This is a genomic window from Chryseobacterium sp. ON_d1 (assembly GCF_006829085.1).
Lineage (GTDB): Bacteria > Bacteroidota > Bacteroidia > Flavobacteriales > Weeksellaceae > Chryseobacterium.
Genome location: NZ_BJTC01000020.1, coordinates 41,374 through 64,860 on the forward strand (window position 1 = coordinate 41,374; position 23,487 = coordinate 64,860).

General features: G+C 38.7%; 18 protein-coding genes. 11 read left to right on the forward strand and 7 right to left on the reverse strand.

From position 1 onward, the window contains the following. Positions 1 to 122: 122 nt before the first annotated feature. Genes CRS_RS23455 through CRS_RS23465 form a run of 3 tightly spaced genes read left to right on the forward strand, consistent with a single transcriptional unit; the run spans position 123 to position 2,383 of the window. Complete coding sequence (locus tag CRS_RS23455; RefSeq protein ID WP_142726370.1) at positions 123 to 1,451, forward strand: porin; 1,329 nt, start codon at positions 123 to 125, stop codon at positions 1,449 to 1,451. An 11-nt stretch (positions 1,452 to 1,462) separates the two neighbouring features. After that, the gene (locus CRS_RS23460) at positions 1,463 to 1,882 is read left to right on the forward strand and encodes a Dabb family protein (RefSeq protein WP_142726371.1); all 420 of its coding nucleotides are present in this window, start codon (positions 1,463 to 1,465) and stop codon (positions 1,880 to 1,882) included. 21 nt (positions 1,883 to 1,903) lie between these two features. Then, positions 1,904 to 2,383 (forward strand): hypothetical protein, encoded by a 480-nt coding sequence (locus tag CRS_RS23465; RefSeq protein ID WP_228451335.1) that lies wholly within the window; start codon positions 1,904 to 1,906, stop codon positions 2,381 to 2,383. Between the two features lie 83 nt (positions 2,384 to 2,466). On the opposite strand, the gene CRS_RS23470 is transcribed toward CRS_RS23465, so the two are convergent. From CRS_RS23470 to CRS_RS23500, 7 genes are all read right to left on the reverse strand, one after another. Next, positions 2,467 to 3,591: a TlpA disulfide reductase family protein gene (locus tag CRS_RS23470; RefSeq protein ID WP_142726372.1), complete on the reverse strand. Its 1,125-nt coding sequence runs from the start codon at positions 3,589 to 3,591 to the stop codon at positions 2,467 to 2,469. A gap of 145 nt (positions 3,592 to 3,736) precedes the next feature. Beyond that, positions 3,737 to 4,978 (reverse strand): beta-ketoacyl-ACP synthase II, encoded by a 1,242-nt coding sequence (fabF, locus tag CRS_RS23475; RefSeq protein WP_142726373.1) that lies wholly within the window; start codon positions 4,976 to 4,978, stop codon positions 3,737 to 3,739. Positions 4,979 to 4,980: 2 nt separating this feature from the next. After that, a complete protein-coding gene (locus CRS_RS23480) occupies positions 4,981 to 5,406 on the reverse strand; it encodes a PaaI family thioesterase (protein ID WP_142726374.1) in 426 nt (141 codons plus the stop codon). Between the two features lie 9 nt (positions 5,407 to 5,415). Further along, a complete protein-coding gene (locus tag CRS_RS23485; RefSeq protein WP_142726375.1) occupies positions 5,416 to 6,684 on the reverse strand; it encodes an acetyl-CoA C-acetyltransferase in 1,269 nt (422 codons plus the stop codon). Between the two features lie 10 nt (positions 6,685 to 6,694). Beyond that, positions 6,695 to 7,300, reverse strand: coding sequence for a TetR/AcrR family transcriptional regulator (locus tag CRS_RS23490; protein ID WP_142726376.1), 606 nt, complete (start codon positions 7,298 to 7,300; stop codon positions 6,695 to 6,697). 178 nt (positions 7,301 to 7,478) lie between these two features. Next, the gene (locus CRS_RS23495) at positions 7,479 to 7,898 is read right to left on the reverse strand and encodes an OsmC family protein (protein WP_142726377.1); all 420 of its coding nucleotides are present in this window, start codon (positions 7,896 to 7,898) and stop codon (positions 7,479 to 7,481) included. Positions 7,899 to 7,984: 86 nt separating this feature from the next. Then, positions 7,985 to 8,851, reverse strand: coding sequence for an AraC family transcriptional regulator (locus CRS_RS23500; protein ID WP_142726378.1), 867 nt, complete (start codon positions 8,849 to 8,851; stop codon positions 7,985 to 7,987). A gap of 202 nt (positions 8,852 to 9,053) precedes the next feature. Here CRS_RS23500 and CRS_RS23505 point away from each other — a divergent pair, with 202 nt between their 5' ends. The 8 genes from CRS_RS23505 (at position 9,054) to CRS_RS23540 (ending at position 23,472) form a co-directional block, all read left to right on the forward strand. Continuing rightward, positions 9,054 to 9,932, forward strand: a complete 879-nt coding sequence (locus CRS_RS23505; protein ID WP_142726379.1) for an AraC family transcriptional regulator — start codon at positions 9,054 to 9,056, stop codon at positions 9,930 to 9,932. Positions 9,933 to 10,310: 378 nt separating this feature from the next. Further along, the gene (locus CRS_RS23510; protein WP_142726380.1) at positions 10,311 to 13,271 is read left to right on the forward strand and encodes a SusC/RagA family TonB-linked outer membrane protein; all 2,961 of its coding nucleotides are present in this window, start codon (positions 10,311 to 10,313) and stop codon (positions 13,269 to 13,271) included. 17 nt (positions 13,272 to 13,288) lie between these two features. Further along, positions 13,289 to 14,914, forward strand: a complete 1,626-nt coding sequence (locus CRS_RS23515) for a SusD/RagB family nutrient-binding outer membrane lipoprotein (RefSeq protein ID WP_142726381.1) — start codon at positions 13,289 to 13,291, stop codon at positions 14,912 to 14,914. A gap of 174 nt (positions 14,915 to 15,088) precedes the next feature. Continuing rightward, entirely contained in the window at positions 15,089 to 16,387 is a 1,299-nt protein-coding gene (locus CRS_RS23520) for an MFS transporter (protein ID WP_142726382.1), read from the forward strand. Between the two features lie 33 nt (positions 16,388 to 16,420). Beyond that, positions 16,421 to 17,392: a glycoside hydrolase family 130 protein gene (locus tag CRS_RS23525; RefSeq protein ID WP_142726383.1), complete on the forward strand. Its 972-nt coding sequence runs from the start codon at positions 16,421 to 16,423 to the stop codon at positions 17,390 to 17,392. A 126-nt stretch (positions 17,393 to 17,518) separates the two neighbouring features. Next, positions 17,519 to 19,750 (forward strand): GH92 family glycosyl hydrolase, encoded by a 2,232-nt coding sequence (locus CRS_RS23530; protein WP_142726384.1) that lies wholly within the window; start codon positions 17,519 to 17,521, stop codon positions 19,748 to 19,750. Positions 19,751 to 19,781: 31 nt separating this feature from the next. Further along, the gene (locus tag CRS_RS23535; protein WP_142726385.1) at positions 19,782 to 21,209 is read left to right on the forward strand and encodes a glycoside hydrolase family 125 protein; all 1,428 of its coding nucleotides are present in this window, start codon (positions 19,782 to 19,784) and stop codon (positions 21,207 to 21,209) included. A 109-nt stretch (positions 21,210 to 21,318) separates the two neighbouring features. Continuing rightward, entirely contained in the window at positions 21,319 to 23,472 is a 2,154-nt protein-coding gene (locus CRS_RS23540; protein WP_142726386.1) for an endo-beta-N-acetylglucosaminidase H, read from the forward strand. Positions 23,473 to 23,487 lie beyond the last annotated feature (15 nt).

The following is a 23,487-nucleotide window of genomic DNA, read 5'->3' on the forward strand; positions in this document are numbered from 1 at the left end:
AATAGATTAACCTTTTTAATAGTTTTCTATAAAGTTTCTAATAGATTTCTAATACCTGTCGGGCTTTTAGGAATCTAATTTTGTCCTGTTGAAATCAACAAAAAGATAAGAATAGAAAAATTATGAAGACTACCTCTTTCAAAGCCGGAATTGCTTTGTTTTCCTTATTGGGACTGATGGGAAAATTAGATGCCCAGAAAAAAAATGATTTTAATAATCCCGGATTGACCCATTATTTCAATGAAGATCACTCAAGATATATTTCCTTTAGCGGATATGCAGAATTGTGGGCCAGATATACACAACTTAACCCTGGAAGCCTTGTCAATAATGAGGCAAAATCAGACCTGTCTGATCTTTCCCTTCGAAGAGTTCGTGTGAAAATGACTTATAAGCCAACAGAAAAACTGATGTTTGTATTGCAGGGGGGAACTACGAACGTGAACGTCAATGCCAAAGGAAGCAACTATTTTGATCTTTTGGATGCTTATGCTGAATATGCTTTTAATGATAAAATTGCTTTTGGTGCAGGACGTTCTACGTGGCGTGGTCTTTCAAGATTTACTACAGGGCCTTTAAATACGCTGTTGTATGACCTGCCTGCTTACGCGACCTCCAATGCGGGAACAACAGATTATACGGTAAGGGAATTGAGTGCCTATATTAAAGGGCAGCTCGGAAGATTGGATTACCGTCTGGTGGTGGCCGATCCTTATACCATGGCAACTTCTGATCCGAAACTGAATGTAGCATCTTTTAGTAAGAACTCACCTGGCAAAGACTTCTCCGGATATTTCAGATATGCTTTTTTAGACAAGGAAAATATTTCCACTCCTTTTAATTCAGGAACTTATGTAGGTAAGAAGAATGTACTGAGTCTGGGAGCCGGATTCGATTATATTCACAACGCATTATGGCATCTGGATTCCGGTAAAAATACAGTGAATGATGATATGAAAAGCTTTGCGGTAGATTTGTTTTATGATGCACCGCTGAACAAAGAAAAAGGAACATCAATAAGTGCTTATGGAATGGCGATGCATAACGACTATGGGCCCAATTATATCCGATATGTGGGCACCAATAATCCTGCGACTTCTGCAGATATTACCCAGGCGAGTCTGAATGGAGCAGGAAATGCAATGCCTGTTATCGGAACCGGAAATACCTATTATGTGCAATTGGGAGGAACACTTCCTTACCTGGATAAAGAAAAGAAAAGCCTTCAGCTTCAGCCTGCAGTAGGAATGCAGCTGTCAGATCTGAAAGGCCTTCATGACAATGCAGTGATCTATGATGCCGGAATTTCCCTGCTGATGAACGGGATGTCCTCGCGCTTAACCTTTGACGCCCAGAACAGACCGGTTTATACTAATGATCCATCAAACAATGCCGTAGTTTCTGATAGAAAATGGCAGTTTGTCCTTAAATACAGAATAGATTTTAATTAAATTACATAACAATGGAAAGAAGAAAATTTTTATTCCGATCAGTTCAGGCTTCTGCCCTGCTGCTGATTTCAAGAAATATATTTGCCTCTGCTTTACCTGTGTTTAACCCTATAAAAAAGAAAAAAATGTACTTCCATTATTTGTTGTTCTGGCTTAGAAAGGATCTTTCTGAGTCTGAAGTAAAAGAATTTGAAAATTTTTTTGAAGGCCTTAAAAAGCTTCCCTATCAGAAAAATCTCCGTTATGGAAAGCCTGCTGCTTCCAGCCCTAGAAGCGTTTTAGACAGCACGTTTACCTATAATGCTTCTATGGAATTCGATAGTCTGGAGGAGCTTGAAGCATACGGGAAACTTCCCGAACATCTGGCACTGGTTCAGCAATATAAGCCTTTTTTTGAAAGAATGCAGGTTTACGATACGGTCTATAATTAAAAATAAAAAATTAAATTTATAATGAAAAACATCATTAAGGGCTTTAGCCTTGCTTTAGTAGTAAGTACTGTAGGATTTATGAATGCACAACATAAAAAGAACAATCATGTGAGCGTCACTGCGGAAACCTCCACTGAGTTCATCCCTGCCATAAGATTAATTAATAATCCTGACGGATCATGTACTTTTGAGAAAGGGAAAATCCCTACTCTTAAACATATGAATACCACAACTTTCTGGATGAGCAATAAAACAGAAGAGTGGGAAAAAAATGCTCATCCGGCACCCAGACGACAATATGTGATTACCATCAAAGGCAATATACGATTTAAAGTAACAGATGGTTCTACTTTTATGATTAAACCGGGAGTGGTTCTTCTGGCTGAAGACCTTAAAGGAACCGGTCACAGCTGGGACATGGTGAAGAGCAAGGAGTGGGAGAGACTCTATATTCCGATTGCTGAAAATGCCGAGGATTTTTTTATCCCGGATGCTCAATAGTTACAAGTCAATCTCTTTATAAGGAGTATATAATTCGTTATGTTTGAAGCAGTCAGTTTTGACTGCTTTTTTCTTTTGAAGAATTATTGTAGAAATTCTTTAATAATAGTTCTTGCTTCTTCAATGCTATTGCTGATTCGGGCAATTATTTTTCCGTTTTCATCGATGATGAAATGAAGAGGATAGCTTGTAGCATTCACTTTTTTTTGGAAGTCTTTGTTTACATCAAAGAAATTAACCCAATCCGCATTATTTTTTTTTAAAATATTCCTAGCAATCTCCATTCTATTGGGTTTTTGCTCGTCTGTAATTGTAATGAAGTTTACATTTTGACCTTTATACTCATGATACAGATTCACAATTTCAGGCATACCTTTTATGCAAGGGGCACAAGTCGTTGACCAATAATCAATAAAGGTTAATTTGTATTTCTTAAAGTCTTCCGAGGTCAGTTTATTCCCCTTGTCAAAATAAATATCAGGTATTTTTTGTCCGATGGAGGTAGATTGTTCTGCTTTTAAACGGGCTTCAACACCTTTGTATAATGTATTTTGCTTAAATTTTGCGGAAAATAAATTTAAGTTTTTCAAGTAGGCAGGATGGTAATCGTTAAGAGTATAATCATTCACAATTTCCCATAATGCAACATACGAATTGGGATTTTTTCTGATGTATTCTCCTAAAAACTCTTGTTTTTTGTCCATATTGATCAGGCTATCGCGTTGATCAGGATTTTTTGATTTAATATAAAACGCATCCAATGATTTTTGTAAAACCTTATATTCTCTGTTGGTCGGGGAGTCTATATTAAGTTCTACATTATTAAAGTCTTTGGGTAAATCAATTTTATATTTTCCTCCTTCTAAGAAAAATACTTTTGTACTATAACCCGCTTTACCCTTCTTTCCCATATAACCAAAAGCTACAGGTTGAGGATATTCTATAAAACCACTGGCAATATTTTTCTTTTGAATCTTAAAATAATATATAGAATGGCTCATCCTGATCTTTTTTCCAAAATCAGAAATGTTGTTGTTGGTTTGTATTTTGAATGTATAAAGGTCTCCAAATCCTTTTCTCGTCGATGGAGCTCCCAGCATAAGGCTGTCATTAATGTATGAATCTGAACGGAGATCAATTTCAAAATTATTCTGAGAATAAAGAAAATTCGAAATAAGAATTAATAATGCATAGAAAAGTTTCTTCATAAAATATTTTGTAGGGGAACTAACTTACAAAAACTTTTCATACATAAAAAATCCCTGTGCTTTAAAAACACAGGGACTGTCAATATTTTTATTAAAGATCTTCCGGTATTTTTCCTCTTGGTTAAGGAAGAATCTGTTTTAAAAATTAAGAAAATTTCTTGAAAACAACAGTTGCATTGTGTCCTCCGAATCCAAAGGCATTACTCAATGCAAAATTGATGTTTTTTTCTTTTGCTTCTCCGAAAACGATATTGATATCCTGAGGAATATTCTCATCAATATTGTGAAGATTAATAGTTGGCGGAATAATCCCACTTTGAATAGCTTTAATGGAAAGAATAGCTTCCACTGCGCCGGCAGCACCCAGCAAGTGCCCGGTCATGGACTTTGTGGCACTGATATCAAGATTTTTACTTCCTTTAAACGCTTTGTTGATGGCGGCTAATTCAATTGTATCTCCAATGGGTGTAGAAGTAGCATGCGGATTAATGTAATCAATATCTTCCATGTTGGCTCCTGCTTCTTTCACTGCCAGCTGCATTGCTTTAATGGCTCCAACACCATCAGGATGAGGTGCTGTCATATGGTAAGCATCCGCAGTCATGGCTGCTCCGGCTAATTCTGCATAGATTTTTGCTCCTCTGGCAACAGCATGCTCATATTCTTCAAGAACCAGTGCACCTGCACCTTCACCCATTACAAACCCGTCTCTGTCTGTATCGTAAGGGCGGCTGGCCGTTGCAAAATCATCATTTCTTGTAGACATTGCCTTCATAATAGAGAATCCACCGATGGAAGCCGGTGTAATAGCTGCTTCAGAACCACCACTGATGATTACTTTTGCTTTCCCGAGACGGATATAATTGAAAGCATCCATCAATGCCGTATTTCCTGTTGCACATGCAGAAACCGTAGTATAATTGATTCCCTGAAGACCATATTTCATAGAAATCATTCCTGAAGCCATATTGGCAATGAACTTTGGTACAAAGAAAGGATTAAAACGTGGAGTACCATCACCCGCGGCAAAATCCATCACTTCTTTTTCAAAGGTCCACATTCCGCCCTGGCCTGTTCCCCAGATTACTCCGGTATCAAACGGATCCATCTTTTCAAGTTCCAGTCCTGAGTCCTGGATTGCTTCTGCTGAAGCATACATTGCATATTGTGTAAACAGGTCGCTTCTCTTGATTTCATTGTGGTTCAGATACACCTTAGGATCAAAGTTTTTTACCTCACAGGCAAAATGTACTTTAAACTTTTCTGTATCGAAATGGGTGATGAGCCCTGCGCCACTGACTCCTTTAATACTGTTTTGCCAAAATTCTTCGACATTATTTCCCAACGGCGTCACTGCGCCAAGACCTGTAATGACAACTCTCTTCATACTTAGTTATTGATTTTGAATAAATTCGAGGTACCTCTTGCGATTAACCGTGTTTTGTCTGCATTCCATATTTCGCATTGTGCATTGACGAATTGCTTACCTCTTTTAATGATTTTAGTTTCGGCTACAATATTATCATTTTCTTTTGCAGTTGAAAAATAATCAATGACATTATTTATAGTGGTAATGAAAGAATTTTCATTTAAAGAAAACATGGTGGCACCAATGATATCGTCTACAATAGCAGCGGTAACTCCACCGTGAAGATTTCCGATCGGGTTCAGCCATTCCGGTCTTATGGTATATTGAAACTCCAGGTGGCCTTCTTCAGCAGAAATAACAGTGGGATTAAGCCATTTCATAAAAGGAGAGGGTGACTGGTCAAATTCTTTTCCGATGAATTGTTTTAATTGTGCTAATCTATCCATACTGAGTTTTTATTTTTCTAAAATCATGGTTACTCCCTGTCCACGGGCTGCGCAGATAGATATAAATCCTTTACCGCTGCCTTTTTCATGAAGCAATTTTGCAAGGGTTGCAATAATCCTTCCTCCTGTTGCTGCAAAAGGATGTGCGGCTGCGAGACTTCCTCCTTTTACATTCAGTTTACTCCTGTCTATTTTTCCCAGGGCTTTCTCCAGTCCGAATTTTTTGGCCACTTCATCATTTTCCCAGATTTTTATGGTAGCTAAAACCTGGGCTGCAAATGCTTCATGAATTTCATAATAATCGAAATCGGATAAATTCATTCCTGCTTTTTTAAGCATTCTTTCTGCAGCAAAAACCGGCGCCAGAAGAAGATCCTGTTTATTTTCAACATATTCTATTCCGGCCAATTCTGAAAAGCTGATATAAGCTAAAACAGGAAGGTCATTGGCTTTTGCCCATTCTTCACTGGCCAGTAAAATAGCTGAAGCTCCGTCTGTAAAAGGGGTTGAATTCCCAGCCGTTAAAGTTCCGTTCTGCTTATCAAAAGCAGGCTTCAGTTGTGAAAGCTTTTCAATACTGCTGTCACGTCTTAGGTTATTATCTTTATCCAGACCGAAAGCTGGAGTGACCATATCATCAAAGAACCCTTCATCATAAGCTTTTGCCATATTCTGGTGGCTTTTTAATGCTAATTCATCCTGTTCCTGTCTTGATATGTTGTAATATTTTGCTGTGATTTCAGTATGCTCACCCATCACAAGACCTGTCTTAGGCTCCTGTCCTTTGTAAGGAATTGGCATCCAGTCTTTCAGTTTCGGGTTCAACAGTTGTTTGAGCTTGCCAAAAGCCGACTTTTCTTTATTGGCTTTTAACAGCGCTTTTCTTAGTCGGGGTGATGATTCAAAGGGAATATTGCTCATGGCTTCCACGCCGCATGCAATACCACAGTCTATCTGGCCCAGAGCAATTTTATTTCCGATATAAATAGCAGCTTCAATCCCTGTATCGCATGCCTGCTGAAGATCACAAGCCGGAGTTGCAGGATCCAGTGTTGTATTCATTACGGTTTCTCTGATGAGATTGCTTTCAGAAATGTGTTTAATTACGGCTCCGCCGGCAACTTCTCCGAGTCGCTTTCCTTTAAGACGATAACGGTCTATCAATCCGTTCAGAGAAGCAAGCAGGAGGTTCTGATTACCCTGCTCTGAATAGGCGGTATTCATTCTGGCAAAAGGAATTCTGTTGTATCCTACAATAGCCACTTTTTTTGTTTCCATATGGTATTATTTATGATGGAAGAATATTGAGTTCATGATCAATCATTTGGGCAACTTTATCCAAAGCATGGTTGAGATAACCTTGATCACCCATTGTTTTTGAAAGCAGAATGCCGCCTTCAATAAGCATGATGAATAGTGATGCATATTGCTCAGTATCGATTTTTTTATCAATTTCACTTTTACTTTGTCCTTCGGCAATGGTGTCTGATATTTTTGTCATCCACTTTTCAAAAGACTTTTTCACATGAGTCTTTAAGGCAGGAAAAGAATCATCCGCTTCTGTTGCTGCATTCATTAACGGGCATCCGCCGTTTGCAAAGACAAACTTCCAGTTCTTCCTGTAGAAATCTACAAAAGCATGAAGTTTATCCAGAGAAGTGGGGAATTCATCACCAAAGGAACGGCTGAGAGTTTTACTGAGTATGCCGGCATTGTATTTATAAACCTCGATGGCTACTTCATCTTTATTTTCAAAATTTCCATAAATACTGCCTTTCGTCAGACCTGTTGCCTGAGTAATGTCGGACAGCGATGTGGAAATATAACCCTTAGTATTAAAAAGAGTTGCTGTTTTCTCGATGATATGCTGTTTTGTTTTTTCGGCCTTCGACATTGTAAATGTTTAAATATGATGCAAATATACAAAAATATACCGAATGGTATATTTTATCTGAAAAAGTTTAATGGGGTAAATATTTTGTTTTAAGTTTTGGCTAAAGACAATGGATTCTTTTTTTAAAATAAAAAACGGGCTAAAGCCCGTTCCTATTGATGTTGAATAAAAACCTGTATTAGTTTTCCAAAGTTGCATTCAATGTAATTTCAAAGTTGAATGCGGCACTTACAGGGCATCCTTCTTCAGCAATTTTGGCGAATTTCTGAAATTCCTCATCTGAAATTCCAGGAACCTTAGCGGTTAAAGTCAGCTCTGATTTTGTAATCTTTCCAATATTGGGATCTAAAGTGATCACAGAAGTTGTTTTTAATTCTTCGGGGTTATATCCGGCTTGTGAAAGTTCTGCATCCAGTTTCATGGTGAAACATCCTGCATGGGCTGCTGCCAGCAATTCTTCAGGGTTTGTACCTACACCATCCGCAAAACGGCTGTTAAAAGAATATTGAGTCTGGTTTAAAGTTGTACTCTGAGTAGTTAAATGTCCTTTTCCTTCTTTGATGGTACCGTTCCAAACGGCTGTTGCGTTACGTCTCATAATGTTTGTTTTTGTATTTAATGTTGTTTGATTTTGATGTTACAAAGGTATGACAGTGGAAAGGAGTATTCAATAGATAAAAAGCTTTAAATGTTGTACTTTTTTCCCGATATGTAATTTTTTTTAAAATTAGCAGGTGTGTTTCCTGTTTTATTGGTGAAAAGACGGTTGAAATAAGCCGGATCTTCATATCCCAGATCGTAGGCAATTTCTTTTACAGGTTTATCTGTATAAAAAAGCAATCGTTTTGCTTCCAATAAAATTCTGTTGATGATAAACTGATTGGGAGAATCCAGATTTAAGTTTTTAAATTTATGCGTTAATGTTTTCGGAGCCATGTGAAGAAGTTCCGCATAATCTGCTACGTGATGCTTTTCCCTGAAATGAATTTCCAGATGCCTGCTGAAATCCCTGAAAATATCAAGCTCGCTTCCTGGTATTTTAAGGGTATCATTATCCAGGTTTTGTTTTTTCCATTTTCGGGTAGCCCGGATGATGATCTGTTTTACATAAGTTCTTATCATTTCTTCGGCAGACGAATCTTTCCACTTCAGCTCATCCTTAATATTCTGAAACAGATCTTTTATAAGGGCCGTCTCAGATTGATCAAGTTCTACAAAAGGGATTTCAAATACATTATGAAAAAGGAGACCATCACAGGCCACTTCTTTATCATGGATCTGGATGCAATAGAAATCACGGTTGTAGAAAAGAAAGAGCAATTCATCTTTTCCCTTCTGTATGTTTAGATGCTGATTGGTAAGAAAGAATAAAGACGGTTTGTTTATTTTGTAATGGTTAAAGTCTATGGTGAGTTCATATCCTGAAGGAACAAAAAGTACCTTGATATCTGTTCTGAACTGATCTCCCTTGAAACTTTCCAGGTTTTTCTCTGAATATGTTTCCAGTCCGAGTCTTTTATAGTGGTCTTCAAAAATAAGCGGTTGCAGCATACTTTAACTTTACTCTAAAGATACAAAAAAGCAGTGTTTTGCACCGTATTAATTATTGAAACCCAAAAATCTGATGCCAGACCTACAGAATTTGGAATAAAATAAATTGGAAATAAGTTTTTACATTGATATTATTTTATCATTTTTACAAAGATTTGTCCTGCGACCCATATTAGTAAAACTATTTTTCAAAACCACCTGTATGAGTGAATTAGAAAACATTCTGAGAGAAATAACTCCACTGTCTCCTGAGGATAGCTTTCTCGTATTTGACAGGATTAAGGCTTCTTTTGACTTTCCCTATCATTACCATCCGGAGATTGAAATTAATTTTGTCTACAAAGGAAAAGGCTACCGCAGAATGATAGGTGATCATACCGGAGAGATTGGTAATCTGGAATTAGTGCTTGTAGGACCAAATTTGCCGCATTGCTGGGCAAACTACCGGTGTAAAAACAGAAAAACCCACGAAATTACCATACAGTTTAATCAGGATTTCTTTAATCAGTCCATGATGCAGAAAAATATCCTGAAACCCATCAATAATCTGATGAAAGACTCTATCAGGGGTATCCTTTTTTCTTCGGAAACAGCAGAAAAACTAAAAGATTCGTTTCTCAACCTGTCCAAGATGAACAGTTTTGAATCCTTTATAGAAATTATGAAAATTCTGAATGAACTTGCTATTGCCGAAGATAAAACGCTTCTTTCATCATACAGTATTGAGCTTGAGACTTTTGATGATAATGATAAGATGAAGGTGGTACACGATTTTGTGCATAAGAATTTTGAAAACAAAATAACGTTGGACAAGGTAGCTTCATTGGTGAATATGAGCAATGTGACGTTCAACAGGTTTATTAAAAAAAGAACAGGGAAAACCTTTATCAACTATCTGAATGAAATAAGAATCAGTTATGCTGCACGTTGGCTGATGGAGAAAAACCTTACCGTTTTTGAGATTGCTTTTGAAGCTGGGTTTAATAATATTGCCAATTTCAATAAGGTATTTAAATCCATCAAAAAGACGACTCCAACCGAATTTAAAGAACAATTTAAAGGAGTAAAAAAGATCGAATAATTTAAATGTATTTTTACATTATTATGTCAGCATATAATAGAAAACCGGGTATTCATATCCGGTTTATTTTTGAGGAAAAACCAAAAATAAATCCTCTTTTTTTAATTGTTTTTGATGGGTTGTATTTGTTTGATATATAGTGTGTTAGTGGTTGTAAAATAAAATTACTGAAAAAATAATATCGTTTTATGATAAAATAGTATTATATCAGACTATTTACAAAATTTAGATTTGTGAATGTGAATTAAATCTTAACGAAACTTTAAATAATTTAATACATAAACAGCAAAATTTTGCTGAAAAAACAATAATTTATTTTGTATTGAAAAATAAAGTAATGTCATTGATTCTCAATTAAATCTAACGAATCTATACCTTATGAGAAAAGCAGTTATACCCGTTCTGTTCGTTTTTTCACTTACTGCGAATGCACAGGAGAAAAAATCAGCCGACACTACGAAGACAACCAGTATTGAGGAGGTCGTGGTCACCTCTTTGGGGATAAAAAGACAGGCCCGTTCTTTGACGTATTCCAGTCAGCAGATTGGCGGAGATGAGCTTACAGAAGTGAAAACTCCCAATCTATTAAATTCGATCAACGGAAAAGTTTCCAATGTTCAGATCAACAGAACCAATGGTGTAGGAAGCTCCGTAAGGGTAATTATGAGAGGAAATAAGTCTGTAAACAATACGCAGCCATTATATGTAATTGACGGAATTCCTATTATCAACGGAACAGGAAAATCTGCAGATATTGGGCAGTATTCCAATATGCCGGATCCGGGCGACGTTTTAAGCTCCATCAACCCTGATGATATTGAAAGCATCAACTTCCTGAAAGGTGCTTCTGCTTCTGCATTATATGGCTCTGCCGGAGGTAACGGAGCTATTTTAATTACGACTAAAAAAGGACGTGCAGGGAAAAGCTCAATTACCTATAGCTCCAGCTTTACGGTAGACAGAGCCTATAGTCTTCCAAAGCTGCAGCACAGTTATTTATCTTATGATCCATCTGTAGCGGGATCACAGCCAGGGCAATCTGTAGACAGCTGGGGTGCAAAGGGATCTTCCAAAGATTATCTTAAAGATTTTCTGCAAACTGGAACGACATGGGTAAACAGTCTTTCTTTCCAGTCAGGAAACGAAAGATCAACCAGCTATTTCTCTATCGGAAATACCACGAATAAAGGAGTGGTTCCGATGTCGTATTTTGATCAGTACAATGTCTCTTTCAGAAATTCAAGTAAGTTTTTGGATGATAAACTGACTTTAGATGCCAACTTCATCGGATCATTACAGGAAAGTAAGAACAGACAGACTCCGGGAGCCTCTTTTTCACCTTTAACGAGTTTGTACTGGCTGCCGAGAGGGGTAGATTTTGACCAGTATGGAGAGAATAACTATTCTTATTTAGATAAAACAAGATTTTTGCCGGCTCAAAACTGGTGGGAAGTAAACCCAGATGGAAGCTTCAAAGGAAATCCGGTGACACAGAATCCTTACTGGATCTTAAACAGAAACCCAGTTACAGTAAGTAACAAAAATACATACGGAGCATTATCCCTTTCTTATCAGATCAATCCTTGGTTAACGGCGAGAGTGAGAGGAAACTATAGCTGGAATATTTCAGACAGCCAGCGTGATATTGCTGCTTTCTCTGCACCAAGCTTACTGGCAAACGGGACAAATGGCAGAATGCTTAAAAATACCTACGAAAACACTTCTACTTATGGAGATGTTTTATTAATTGGTAGTCCTAAAATAAGTGAGACCATCTCATTAGATTTTACTGTAGGAGGAAGTATCAATACTACAAGAAATAAAATAGGACAGATTGATAACGCTTACCTGGCGAATCCGAACCTTTTCACTATGAACAACCTTCAGTGGAATATCAACAGATCACCGGGAGATGGCTATCATAATACCTATACCAATATGAAAAAACAGGTACAGTCTGTATTTGCAAGTGCTTCTGTAGGGTATAAGAATATGTTCTATGTAGATATGACTTTCAGAAATGACTGGGATTCTACGTTAGCATTAACAGGAAGAACAGGATTTGATTATGAATCTGTAGGAGCAAATGCTATATTATCTTCTATCTTCAAACTTCCGGAAGTGATTAATTTCTGGAAAGTAAGAGGTTCTTATGCAACAGTGGGATTAGGATTACCTACCAATATTTCCAATGCAATGCTTGAATACAATAAAGGATATACCTATGGTGTAGATGCAGGAACTATTGTATATCCTAAGAGTTCTTTTGCTACAGGTGCAGGTTTTGAAGCACTGCTTCCAAGACCGGAACTGAATAAAACATTTGAAGCAGGTACAGAGCTGAGATTGTTAAATAACAGACTAAACTTTGATATCACTTATTATAACTCGAACACAAGTAACCAGTTACTGGAAACAACAGTCTTTTCAAACTTAGGAGGTTTAGCGCCGGGATCCTATTATCTAAATGCAGGGAAAATCAGAAATACAGGTTTTGAATCCTCTCTTTCTTATAAAATCTTTGGTTCAGAAAAATTTGGATGGACAACTACGTTGAATGCTTCTGCTAACAAGAACAAAATTGTTGAATTATTCCCGCCAAGCCTTAGTATCCCGGAAAATCAACTTTTCTCATTAACAGGAGGAGGGGATTATACAAGACTTAAGCTTGGAGGTTCTTTTGGAGATCTTTACGGAATTAAATTCAAAAGAGATGACCAGGGACATATTTTAGTGAATGAAAAAGGAGTTCCTTTAGCTGAAAATACACCGTCTTATTTAGGAAATCCAAACCCTAAGTTTATTCTTGGATTCAATAATGCGTTCAATATCGGTAAACTGGGAATTTCTTTCCTTATTGATGGAAAATTTGGAGGCAAAGTATTGTCTCTTACAGAAAAAGCCAATGATTTGTATGGGGTAAGCCAGGCTACCGCTGATGCCAGAGATGCTGGCGGGGTAGCGATTCCAAATGCAGTATATGCACCGGGAACTCCAAATGCAGGGCAGGCTTATACAGGCTTAACCAATGCAAAGGATTACTATAAAGGCGTAGGAACCACTGAAGGTTACGGAAAAGGAGTAGACGAAGCCTATCTGTATAGTGCTACAACTGTACGTTTACGCCAGGCATCTGTTTCTTATACCTTTGATGTGGATTCAAAGTACCTGAAAAATGCAACGGTAAGTTTAGTAGGAACTAACCTGTTCTTCTTTTACAAAAAAGCACCATTTGATCCCGAACAGGTATCAGGAAACACACCTGGTGGGGTTGGGGTAGACTCGTTCGGTCTGCCGGTTACAAGATCTATCGGATTATCATTAAAAGCTAACTTCTAACTTTTACAATTACGAAAATGAAAATCAATACTATAAAAACATTGGTATTTGGAGCTGCAGTGCTGCTTTCCGCATCAGGATGTACCAATGACTTTGATCAATATAATCAGGAAAAGCTGGGAGGCCCTGAAAACTTTTATGCTGACTTTATTGCTGTTGTAAACCCCATGAAATCTATTCAGAGAGGATTGCAGTCAGATTATCAGCTTTATCCTAACCTCAGTGCAGATATGTACAGTGGAATGTTCAGTACAGCAACGCCATTCAACGGAGGGGTAAACAATCTTACGTACTCTATGATGGATGGGTGGAACAACAGAATTATTGCGAGACAGCAGGATATCTTCAACTATTCTATCATCATTGACAATGCTGCTAAAAATAACTATCAGGGAGTAGATTTCACAGGAACTTTTGCTGTGAAGAAAATCCTAAAAGTGATTACCGCAGCAAGAGTTTCAGATAGCCACGGTCCTGTAGTGTACAGCAAGTATGAAACTCCAAACGCTAACGGAGTTACAGATTTTGACTCTCAGCAGGATGCTTATAATTATTTTATCGCTGATCTTACTGCAGCTATTGCCGATTTGCAGAAAGTTATTGCCATGCCAGCAACAAAGAATGTAGAAGATAGATCTTCTCTGAAAAATGCGGATTTGGTTTACGGAGGAAATATGGCTCAGTGGGCAAAATTTGCCAATTCATTAAAGCTTAGGTTAGCGATGAGAATGAGCTACGCAGATCCCGCAAAATCAAAACAGTATGCAGAGGAGGCTCTGGCTTCATCAGCAGGATTGATTACTGACAATGCCGATAATGCGCTGATCAGTGTGGGACAGTCAGAATTGAGTTTTATTATCTATTCATGGGGAGATTGTTTAATTGGAGCACCTTTGATGGCTTATATGAACGGATACAATGATCCAAGACTTCCTGCCTATGCTATTCCTGCATCTGATCCAAGCTTACAGGGAAAATATATAGGAATACGCCAGGGAATTGATTTATTAAATGGTAAATCAACATACGGTGGATTCTCACAGCCACAGGCAAAATCTGCCAACGGAGATTATTTTTCCGGTACTGACGGTAAAATGAAATTATTCACCGCTGCAGAAACATGGTTCCTGAAGGCAGAAGCTGCTTTGAGAGGATATGCCGGAGCAGGTGATATTCAAACCAACTATACTACCGGGGTTCAGCAGTCTTTCGGGGAATGGGGGAAAAGTGCAAGTGTCGCTACTTACCTTGCAGATACAACTTCCACAGAGGCTCCTTATATTGATCCGAAAAATCCAGATAATAATGTGCCTGTTGGAAATCCTCAGTTAAGTACCATCACCATTGCATGGAATAACGGGGATACCAACGAAAGAAAATTAGAAAGAATCATTACTCAGAAATGGCTTTCCCTTTATCCGAACGGACCGGAAGCCTGGGCAGAGCAGAGAAGAACAGGATATCCGGTTCTTTTCAAGGTAAGAAAAAATGACAGTGGAGGAGCCATCAGTACAGAGGCAATGATCAGAAGGATTCCTTTCACTATTGATACCAAAACGTCATTATATAATTACCAGCAGGCTGCACAAATGCTGAACGGCCCTGATACCGGAGGCACTAAGCTATGGTGGGATAAAAAATAATAAATATTCAGAATCACTCGTTAGTAAAGAGACATCTCAAAATCAGTTTTTATCTGAAACAACCATTGAGGCAGGAGGATAGAGTAGAGCCTCCAAAAAATTTATAGTTTCGTTTTTTAAGCCTGAATGAATTTTTGAGATGCTCTCATTTTCTTTAGAATCTTATTTTTAAATATGGGAAAAAACAACTCTGGAGCCCGTCGGATCCAGCCAATTCTCTGGATATCCACATTATATTTTGCAATGGGAGTTCCCTTTGTAACCATTAATGCGGTTTCAGGAATCATGTATAAAGATATGGGTGTTTCGGATTCGCAGATCACATTCTGGACAGCTCTTATCCTGTTTGCTTGGACATTGAAGCCGCTTTGGAGTCCTTTTCTGGAGATCTATAAAACTAAAAAGTTCTTTGTTGTTTTTACCCAGTTTGCCATAGGAATTCTGTTTGCGTTAGTAGCTTTAAGCCTGCCGATGCATGATTTTTTCAAATACAGTATTGCTCTTTTTGCAGTAGTGGCATTTTGTGGAGCGACCCATGATGTGGTAGCAGACGGAACGTATATTGGCTTTCTTACCAATAAAGAGCAGGCAAGATATATCGGCTGGCAGGGTGCTTTTTACAATCTGGCTAAGATTATCAGCAGCGGAGCGCTCGTTTATTTTGCAGGTGTTTTAGAAAAGACAAAAGGTGTTACTCATGCCTGGATGATCATTATGGTAATCTATGCATTGCTGTTTTTTGTATTAGCGATTTATCACTATTTCATCCTGCCAAAAGACAACAGAGAAGAACAGAAAAAGGAAAAAACAGCCGGAAATGTGCGTAAAGAATTATTGGAAGTTATTACCTCTTTCTTTACCAAAAAAAATATTGTATGGTCTGTGCTTTTCATTATTCTGTACCGTTTTGCAGAAGGATTTGCCATCAAAATTGCTCCTCTGTTTTTTAAAGCTCCAAGATCGTCAGGAGGATTAGGATTATCCACATCGGATATAGGACTTGTCTATGGAACTTATGGTTCTGCAGCATTTATCTTAGGTTCTGTACTGGCAGGATATTTTATCTCAGCACGCGGACTGAAAAGATCTTTGATATGGCTTTGCTGTGCATTTAATATTCCGTTTGTGGTATATGCTTTACTGGCTTATTATCAGCCGGCCGACCTTTTACCTGTAGGAATTGCTGTAGTCGTGGAGTATTTCGGATATGGATTTGGCTTTGTAGGGTTAATGCTTTACATGATGCAGCAAATTGCTCCTGGAAAACACAAAACAGCTCATTATGCATTTGCAACAGGAATTATGAACCTTGGCGTGATGATTCCGGGAATGTTTAGCGGAATGATCAGTGACTGGGTCGGATATAAAATGTTCTTTATCTGGGTGTTGATTGCTACCATTCCAGCATTTTTGGTCACCTTATTTGTTCCTTTCCCTTATCCTGAAAATCAGAAAGAACAAGAACACAATTAATAAACAAATTTTAAATAAAAAGTTAAAAACTTTATGACAGCTCAATCAGTAATGATCCCTTGGCAGGATCGCCCGGAAGGTTGCAGTGATATTATGTGGAGGTTTTCCGAAAACCCGATCATTAACAGATACGCGATACCAACATCCAACAGTATATTCAACAGTGCGGTAATTCCATTTGAAGATGGATTTGCCGGAGTATTCCGTTGTGATAACAAAGCAGTACAAATGAATATTTTTGCCGGTTTCAGTAAGGATGGAATCAATTGGGATATCAATCATGACCCTATTGAAATGCAGGCAGGAAATACGGATATGATTGAATCCGATTACAAATATGATCCCCGTGTAACCTTTATTGAAGACCGTTACTGGATCACATGGTGCAACGGATACAATGGTCCTACCATCGGAATCGGATATACTTTTGATTTTAAAGAATTTTTCCAGTGCGAAAATGCCTTTCTTCCATTCAACAGAAACGGGGTTTTGTTCCCTGAAAAAATCAATGGTAAATATGCCATGCTGAGCCGTCCTAGTGATAACGGGCATACACCTTTCGGAGATATTTATATCAGCTACAGCCCTGATATGAAGTACTGGGGAGAACACCGCTGCGTAATGAAAGTAACGCCTTTTGAAGACAGCGCATGGCAGTGTACCAAAATCGGAGGTGGACCGGTTCCTATCAAAACAGAAGAAGGATGGCTGCTTTTCTATCATGGAGTGATCAATACCTGCAGGGGATTCAGATATTCAATGGGAGCAGCTTTGCTTGATCTTGAAGATCCTACAAAAGTATTGTACAGGACGAAACCTTATTTGCTGGCGCCGGCAGAATTGTATGAGCTGACGGGAGATGTACCCAATGTGGTATTCCCTTGCGCCGCATTGACAGAAGGAGATAAAGTAACGGTATATTACGGTGCTGCTGATACTGTGGTTGCTATTGCTTTTGGATATATCTCAGAAATCATTGATTTTATGAAAAAGAATTCAATTTAATACAGTAATATAAGTTTAGGAAAATAGGTTAATCATTTTAATTTTCCTTTGTTTTCTGGGAATTGTATAATGGTTTTCCTATTTTTAAACCAACTTTAAAATAAAAAAATTCCGATACCTCTTATCATGAAAAAAGAACTGCTTATCTGCTTTTTTACCACCCTGATGTCTGTAGCTAATGCCCAGCAAAATAAAAATGATGTTTTATCCTGGGTAGATCCTTTCATAGGAACAGGAGGTCATGGACATACATTTCCCGGGGCAACTACGCCATTCGGCATGATTCAGTTAAGTCCGGATCAGAATACCAAAAGTGGTGACTGGGATTGGTGCTCCGGATATCATTACAGCAGTAAGACCATCATGGGCTTCAGCCATAACCATTTGAGCGGAACGGGATGGGCAGATCTTGGAGATATTCTGGTAATGCCTACTGTGGGGCAGGTAAAAATGATTCCCGGATCAGAAGAAAATCCGGAAACAGGGTACCGTTCAAAATTTACCCATGATAAAGAAGTGGCTTCTCCCGGATATTATTCCGTAATGCTGGACAGCTATGGAATTAAAGCAGAGCTCACTGCCTCTCCAAGAGTAGGATTTCACAAATATACTTTCCCGAAAAGTAGTGAAGCCAATATCATTATTGATCCTACCAATAAAATCTTCGGAAATATCTACCATACTTTAGTCAGTGTGGAAGGCAATAATAAAATCAAAGGATACTGCTACAGCAACGGCTGGGGAGGTAAACGGTTTGCTTACTTTGTGATGGAGTTTTCCAAACCGTTTAAGTCTTACGGCGTATATGCTGAAGGAAAAATTAAAAATGATGAAAAAATTGCTCTTGCCAAAGATGCTAAAGCTTTTGTAAGATTTTCGACAGAAGACCAGGAAAGTATTGAAGTAAAAGTATCTTTATCTCCGGTAAGCACAGAAAATGCACAGGAAAATTTCGATACCGAAGCAAAAAATATTGATTTTGCGAAAGCGAAAGAAACAGCACAAAAAACCTGGAGAGATCTAATCGGAAGGTTCCAGGTGACAGGAGGTACAGACAGCCAGAGAAAAATTTTCTATACGGGCGTTTATCATACATTCATTGCACCCAATCTTTACATGGATGTCAATGGAGATTATGTTGCTGCTCAGGAAAATATGAATACGAAATGGTTTACGAATTACAGTACATATTCTTACTGGGATGGATTCAGAGCAACTCACCCGCTGTTGACCATCATGGATCAGAAACATACAAAAGAATTTGCCAACTCTTTGATCAGCAGATATACAGACCGTAAAGATCATATGCCCATCTGGGAGCTTTGCGGATATGATAACTTCTGTATGCTCGGCTATCACAGTGCTTCGGTAATCTGGGATGCCATTTCAAAAGGAGTTCCGGGTATCGATGCAGAGAAAGCATTTGCTGCAATGAAAGATGCTTCTTTAACGGATAAAATGAGCAGCAGCGACGGAGGTGGAGGTCTTAATGATTATATCAGGTTAGGCTACACACCGTCAGAAAACGGAGCTTCAGTTTCAGCAACATTAGAATATGCCTATGATGACTGGTGCATTCAGCAGCTGGCAGAAAAATTGGGTAAAAAAGACGAAGCAGAAGTTTACAGAAAACGTTCTATGAACTTCCTGAATACTTTCAATAAAGAAAATAATCACTTCTGGCCAAGACAAAAAGACGGAAAATTCTTAGCGGATTTTGTTCTTAATGACTGGAAAAAACTTCAGCCACACTGGGTTTCTGGAAATATCTGGGCCTATGACTTCTTTGTTCCACACCAGATTGATGAAATGATGAATCTGTACGGAGGGAAAAAAGGATTTGAAGAAAAGCTGGATAAAACCTTCACAGAAGCACTTCACATGGAAGGAGAGCAGCACGTAGATATCTCAGGATTCATCGGGTCTTTAGGATTCGGGGATGAACCGGGACATCATGTTCCGTACCTGTACAATTATGCGGGAAGCCCTTACAAGACTCAGAGAATGGTAAAATATATCCGCGACAATATGTACGCGGCAAAACCGGACGGAATAGTAAATAACGAAGACTGCGGTCAAATGTCAGCGTGGTATATCTTCTCATCATTAGGATTCTATCCTGTGACACCGGGAAAACCTGTTTATGCCATCGGAGCCCCACAATTCCCGAAGGCTTCTTTACAGTTGGAAAACGGAAAAACGTTCACAGTGATTGCAGATAAGATCTCCGACAAGAATATTTATGTACAGAAAATGTTCCTGAACGGAAAAGAATACAAAAGCTGGGAGCTGAACCACAGTGACATCATGAACGGTGGCGAACTGAGATTCGTAATGGGAAGTAAACCGGTAAAATAAGAATCATAAAATAAACGAAATAAAAGTATCAATGGAAAGGAGAAATTTTATTAAAACAAGTGCACTGGCGGGAGCCGGATTGCTGTTTACCCAAAATGTTTTTGCTAAAAATTTAGTGCTGGACGATTTTCCTGTTGTCCGTGTTCCTAAAGATAAGAGACATTTTACCAGTGAATCCGTAGAGAGTGCTATTGCTGCGTTTAAGAAGAAAGTAAAAAACAAAGAGCTGAGCTGGCTTTTTGAAAACTGTTTCCCGAATACATTAGATACTACCGTTTACTACACAGAAACTAACGGAGCTCCGGATACTTACGTCATCACTGGGGACATTGATGCCATGTGGCTTCGTGATAGCTCGGCACAGGTTTTTCCTTACCTGCAGTTCTCTAAGAAAGATGAAAAACTTCACAAGCTGATCTCGGGGGTCATCCACAAACAGACTACATTCATCCTGAAAGATCCTTATGCGAACGCTTTCTACAACGATGATCAGAAGATCAGTAAATGGAAAGAATATGACCATACCGATATGAGGCCGGGAACCCATGAAAGAAAATGGGAAATCGACTCCCTTTGCTATCCTATCCGTCTGGCCTACCACTTCTGGAAAACAACAGGAGATACAAAACCTTTCGATGCTAACTGGCTGAAAGGAATTAAACTTACCCTGCAGACTTTCACAGAACAGCAGAGAAAACATGATCTTGGACCTTACAAATTCGAGCGTACAACGGCTTGGGCAACAGATGGCGTTCCTATGGGAGGATATGGTTACCCAACAAAACCTGTGGGGTTGATCAGCTCTATGTTCCGTCCAAGTGATGATGCTACCATTTACGGATTCCTGATCCCTTCCAACTTATTTGCGGTGGTAAGCTTACGTCAGGCTGCGGAAATGGTTGCTCAGATTAAAAATGAAAAAACGTTGGCTCAGCAGTTGAACAGCCTTGCTGATGAGGTAGATGCAGCCATCAAAAAATATGGAATTTACAATCATCCCGAATTTGGAAAAATATATGCCTTTGAAGTAAATGGCTTCGGAAGCTATAACCTGATGGATGATGCGAACTGTCCAAGCTTGCTGGGACTGCCTTATCTGGATGCGGTGAAAGCTGATGACCCTGTTTATCTGAATACAAGAAAATTTGTGTGGTCAGAAAATAACCCGTTCTTCTTCAAAGGTAAGCTGGCAGAAGGGATAGGAGGTCCGCATATCGGACTGGATATGATCTGGCCAATGAGTATCATCATGAAGGCACTCACTACCAAAGATAAAAGTGAGATCAGATGGTGTATTGATACTCTACAGAAAACGCACGGCGGGACAGGCTTTATGCATGAATCCTTCCATAAAGACGATGCCAAAAAATTCACCAGAGAATGGTTTGCATGGGCCAATACTTTATTTGGAGAATTGTTATGGAAAACCTTTAACGAAAACCCGGAGCTACTGACATAGCACACCCTTTTATATGGCATATTTATCTGAGATTCCTTCTCCAAAAAGAAAGGATCAGGGGAGTGCTATATCAAATTCAGACACCAAAACACCTTAAAAAAATTATACAATGAAAAAAAAATCCATCTTTACCGCACTGATTGCCATGATGCTTCAGTCAGGTTCTCTGATCAACGCACAACAGCTTAATCCTACCGGAATATGCTATGTGGAAGTGAATAACAACAACCTCCTGAATGCGGGAGCGTACAAACTGCAGACATCGAACAGTTATCTGTTCAATGTGGTGAATATTTTTGCGGCCAATATTAATTATGATACCAGCCGCGGAAGAGCTTATCTGTATTCCAATAATAATGTTACCAAGGTTCTTACCAATGCAGATACCTATATAAAGCCCCTTCAGCAAAAAGGGATGAAAGTAGTTCTGACGATTTTGGGGAACCACCAGGGAGCAGGAATCTGTAATTTTCCTACCCGTGAAGCCGCAAAAGACTTTGCATTACAGCTTGCCAATACAGTGAATACCTACGGTCTTGATGGAATTGATTTTGATGATGAATACTCAGAATATGGAAATAACGGAACAGGACAGCCTAATGACAGCTCTTTTGTAATGCTTGTTCAGGAACTCAGAGCATTATTACCGAATAAAATTATTTCATTCTACTATTATGGTCCCGCAGCTTCAAGACTTTCCTGGAACGGAGCCAGAGTAGGAGACAATGTCAATTACAGCTGGAATGCGATGTATGGAACCTTCTCCGCTCCCAATGTGCCTCCTCTTACCAAAGCACAAATTTCTCCTGCAGCGGTTTGGATGGGAAATACTTCCAATTCTACCACAACAAGCCTGGCTACCCAAACTAAAAATGGAGGTTACGGAGTATTCATGTGGTATGATTTGCATGGAACCAATGAAACATCACAGCTTTCAGCAGGAACTCAGACCTTATACGGAGAGCCAACTGTTTTGAGCGGTACTTTACAATCCTGGACACAAGGAACCAATTGTGACGCCCCTATCGGATTGTACACAAGCAACCTTACAGGAACAAGTGCAAAACTGAATTGGACAGCCGTAGGAACCAATACTTATGATATTGATTATAAGCCTGCTTCTTCAACAACCTGGACGAATGCAGTTTCAGCTACAAGCTCCACTTCGGTAACCATTTCAGGTTTAACCGCTAACACCGAATATGACTGGAGAATAAGAACCAACTGCAGCGTGAAAAGTGCCTATATGTTTGCTCCAAGATTTACCAGTGCCTCAGGGACCGCTCCTACAGGTTCTTATGCTTTGTCTCTGGACGGAAGTACAGAATCAGGCGCTGCCGGAAGTATGAATTTAAGTGGTTCTGCATTATCTTTTGAAGGGTGGATAAAACCTTCGTCATTCAAATCTGCATCGCCATACATTTCCTCAATTATGGGAACGGAAGTAAGTGACAGCAATTCTGCATTCTTACGATTAGGAGACGCCAGTCTGGCCAATAATAAACTTCAGTTTGTAATAAGTATCAATAATGTACAGCAAAAACTGGCTTCTGCAACAGCTTTGAGCGCCAATACCTGGTATCATGTGGCAGCTACTTATGATGGAGCCAATATGAAAATCTATATTAACGGTGTTCTGGATGCCACCAAAGCACAAACCGGAAGTGTAAATTCAACAGGAGCATTCAATGTAGGATATTTATACAATACGTCAAGGAACTTCAATGGTAAAATAGATGAGGTAAGAGTTTGGAAGCGTGTATTAAGTCAGACAGAAATCAGTCAGAATATGTGTAATGTATCGGTTCCTGCTACTTCACTGGCTGCTTACTGGAAGTTTAATGAAGGCAGTGGTTCTACTGTTCAGGATACTTCAGGCAATGGAGTCACTTTAACCTTAACAGGGGTTGACTCTTCCAATTGGGGAACAGATCTGCCATGTGCAACAGGAAGTTCACTATTGGCAAGAAATGCTTCGAGCCAAAAGGCAATAAGTGAAGGACAGGTAAATAGTAAAAATCAAATTAAATTATATCCTAATCCGGTAAGCAAATCTTCATCACTGACAGTTTCTGTTCCGGATGAATATAGTAAAGGAAAATTAACGGTTTATGATTATAATGGAAGAATCGTAGATACACAATCATTGAATTCAGGAGACAATCAATATGAATTGAACAGAATTTCAGCAGGAAACTACATTGTTCAGTTTGAATCTCATGACGGAAGCCTGAAACAGTCAGAAAAACTAATTGTAAAATAATAAACTCAGTCATTG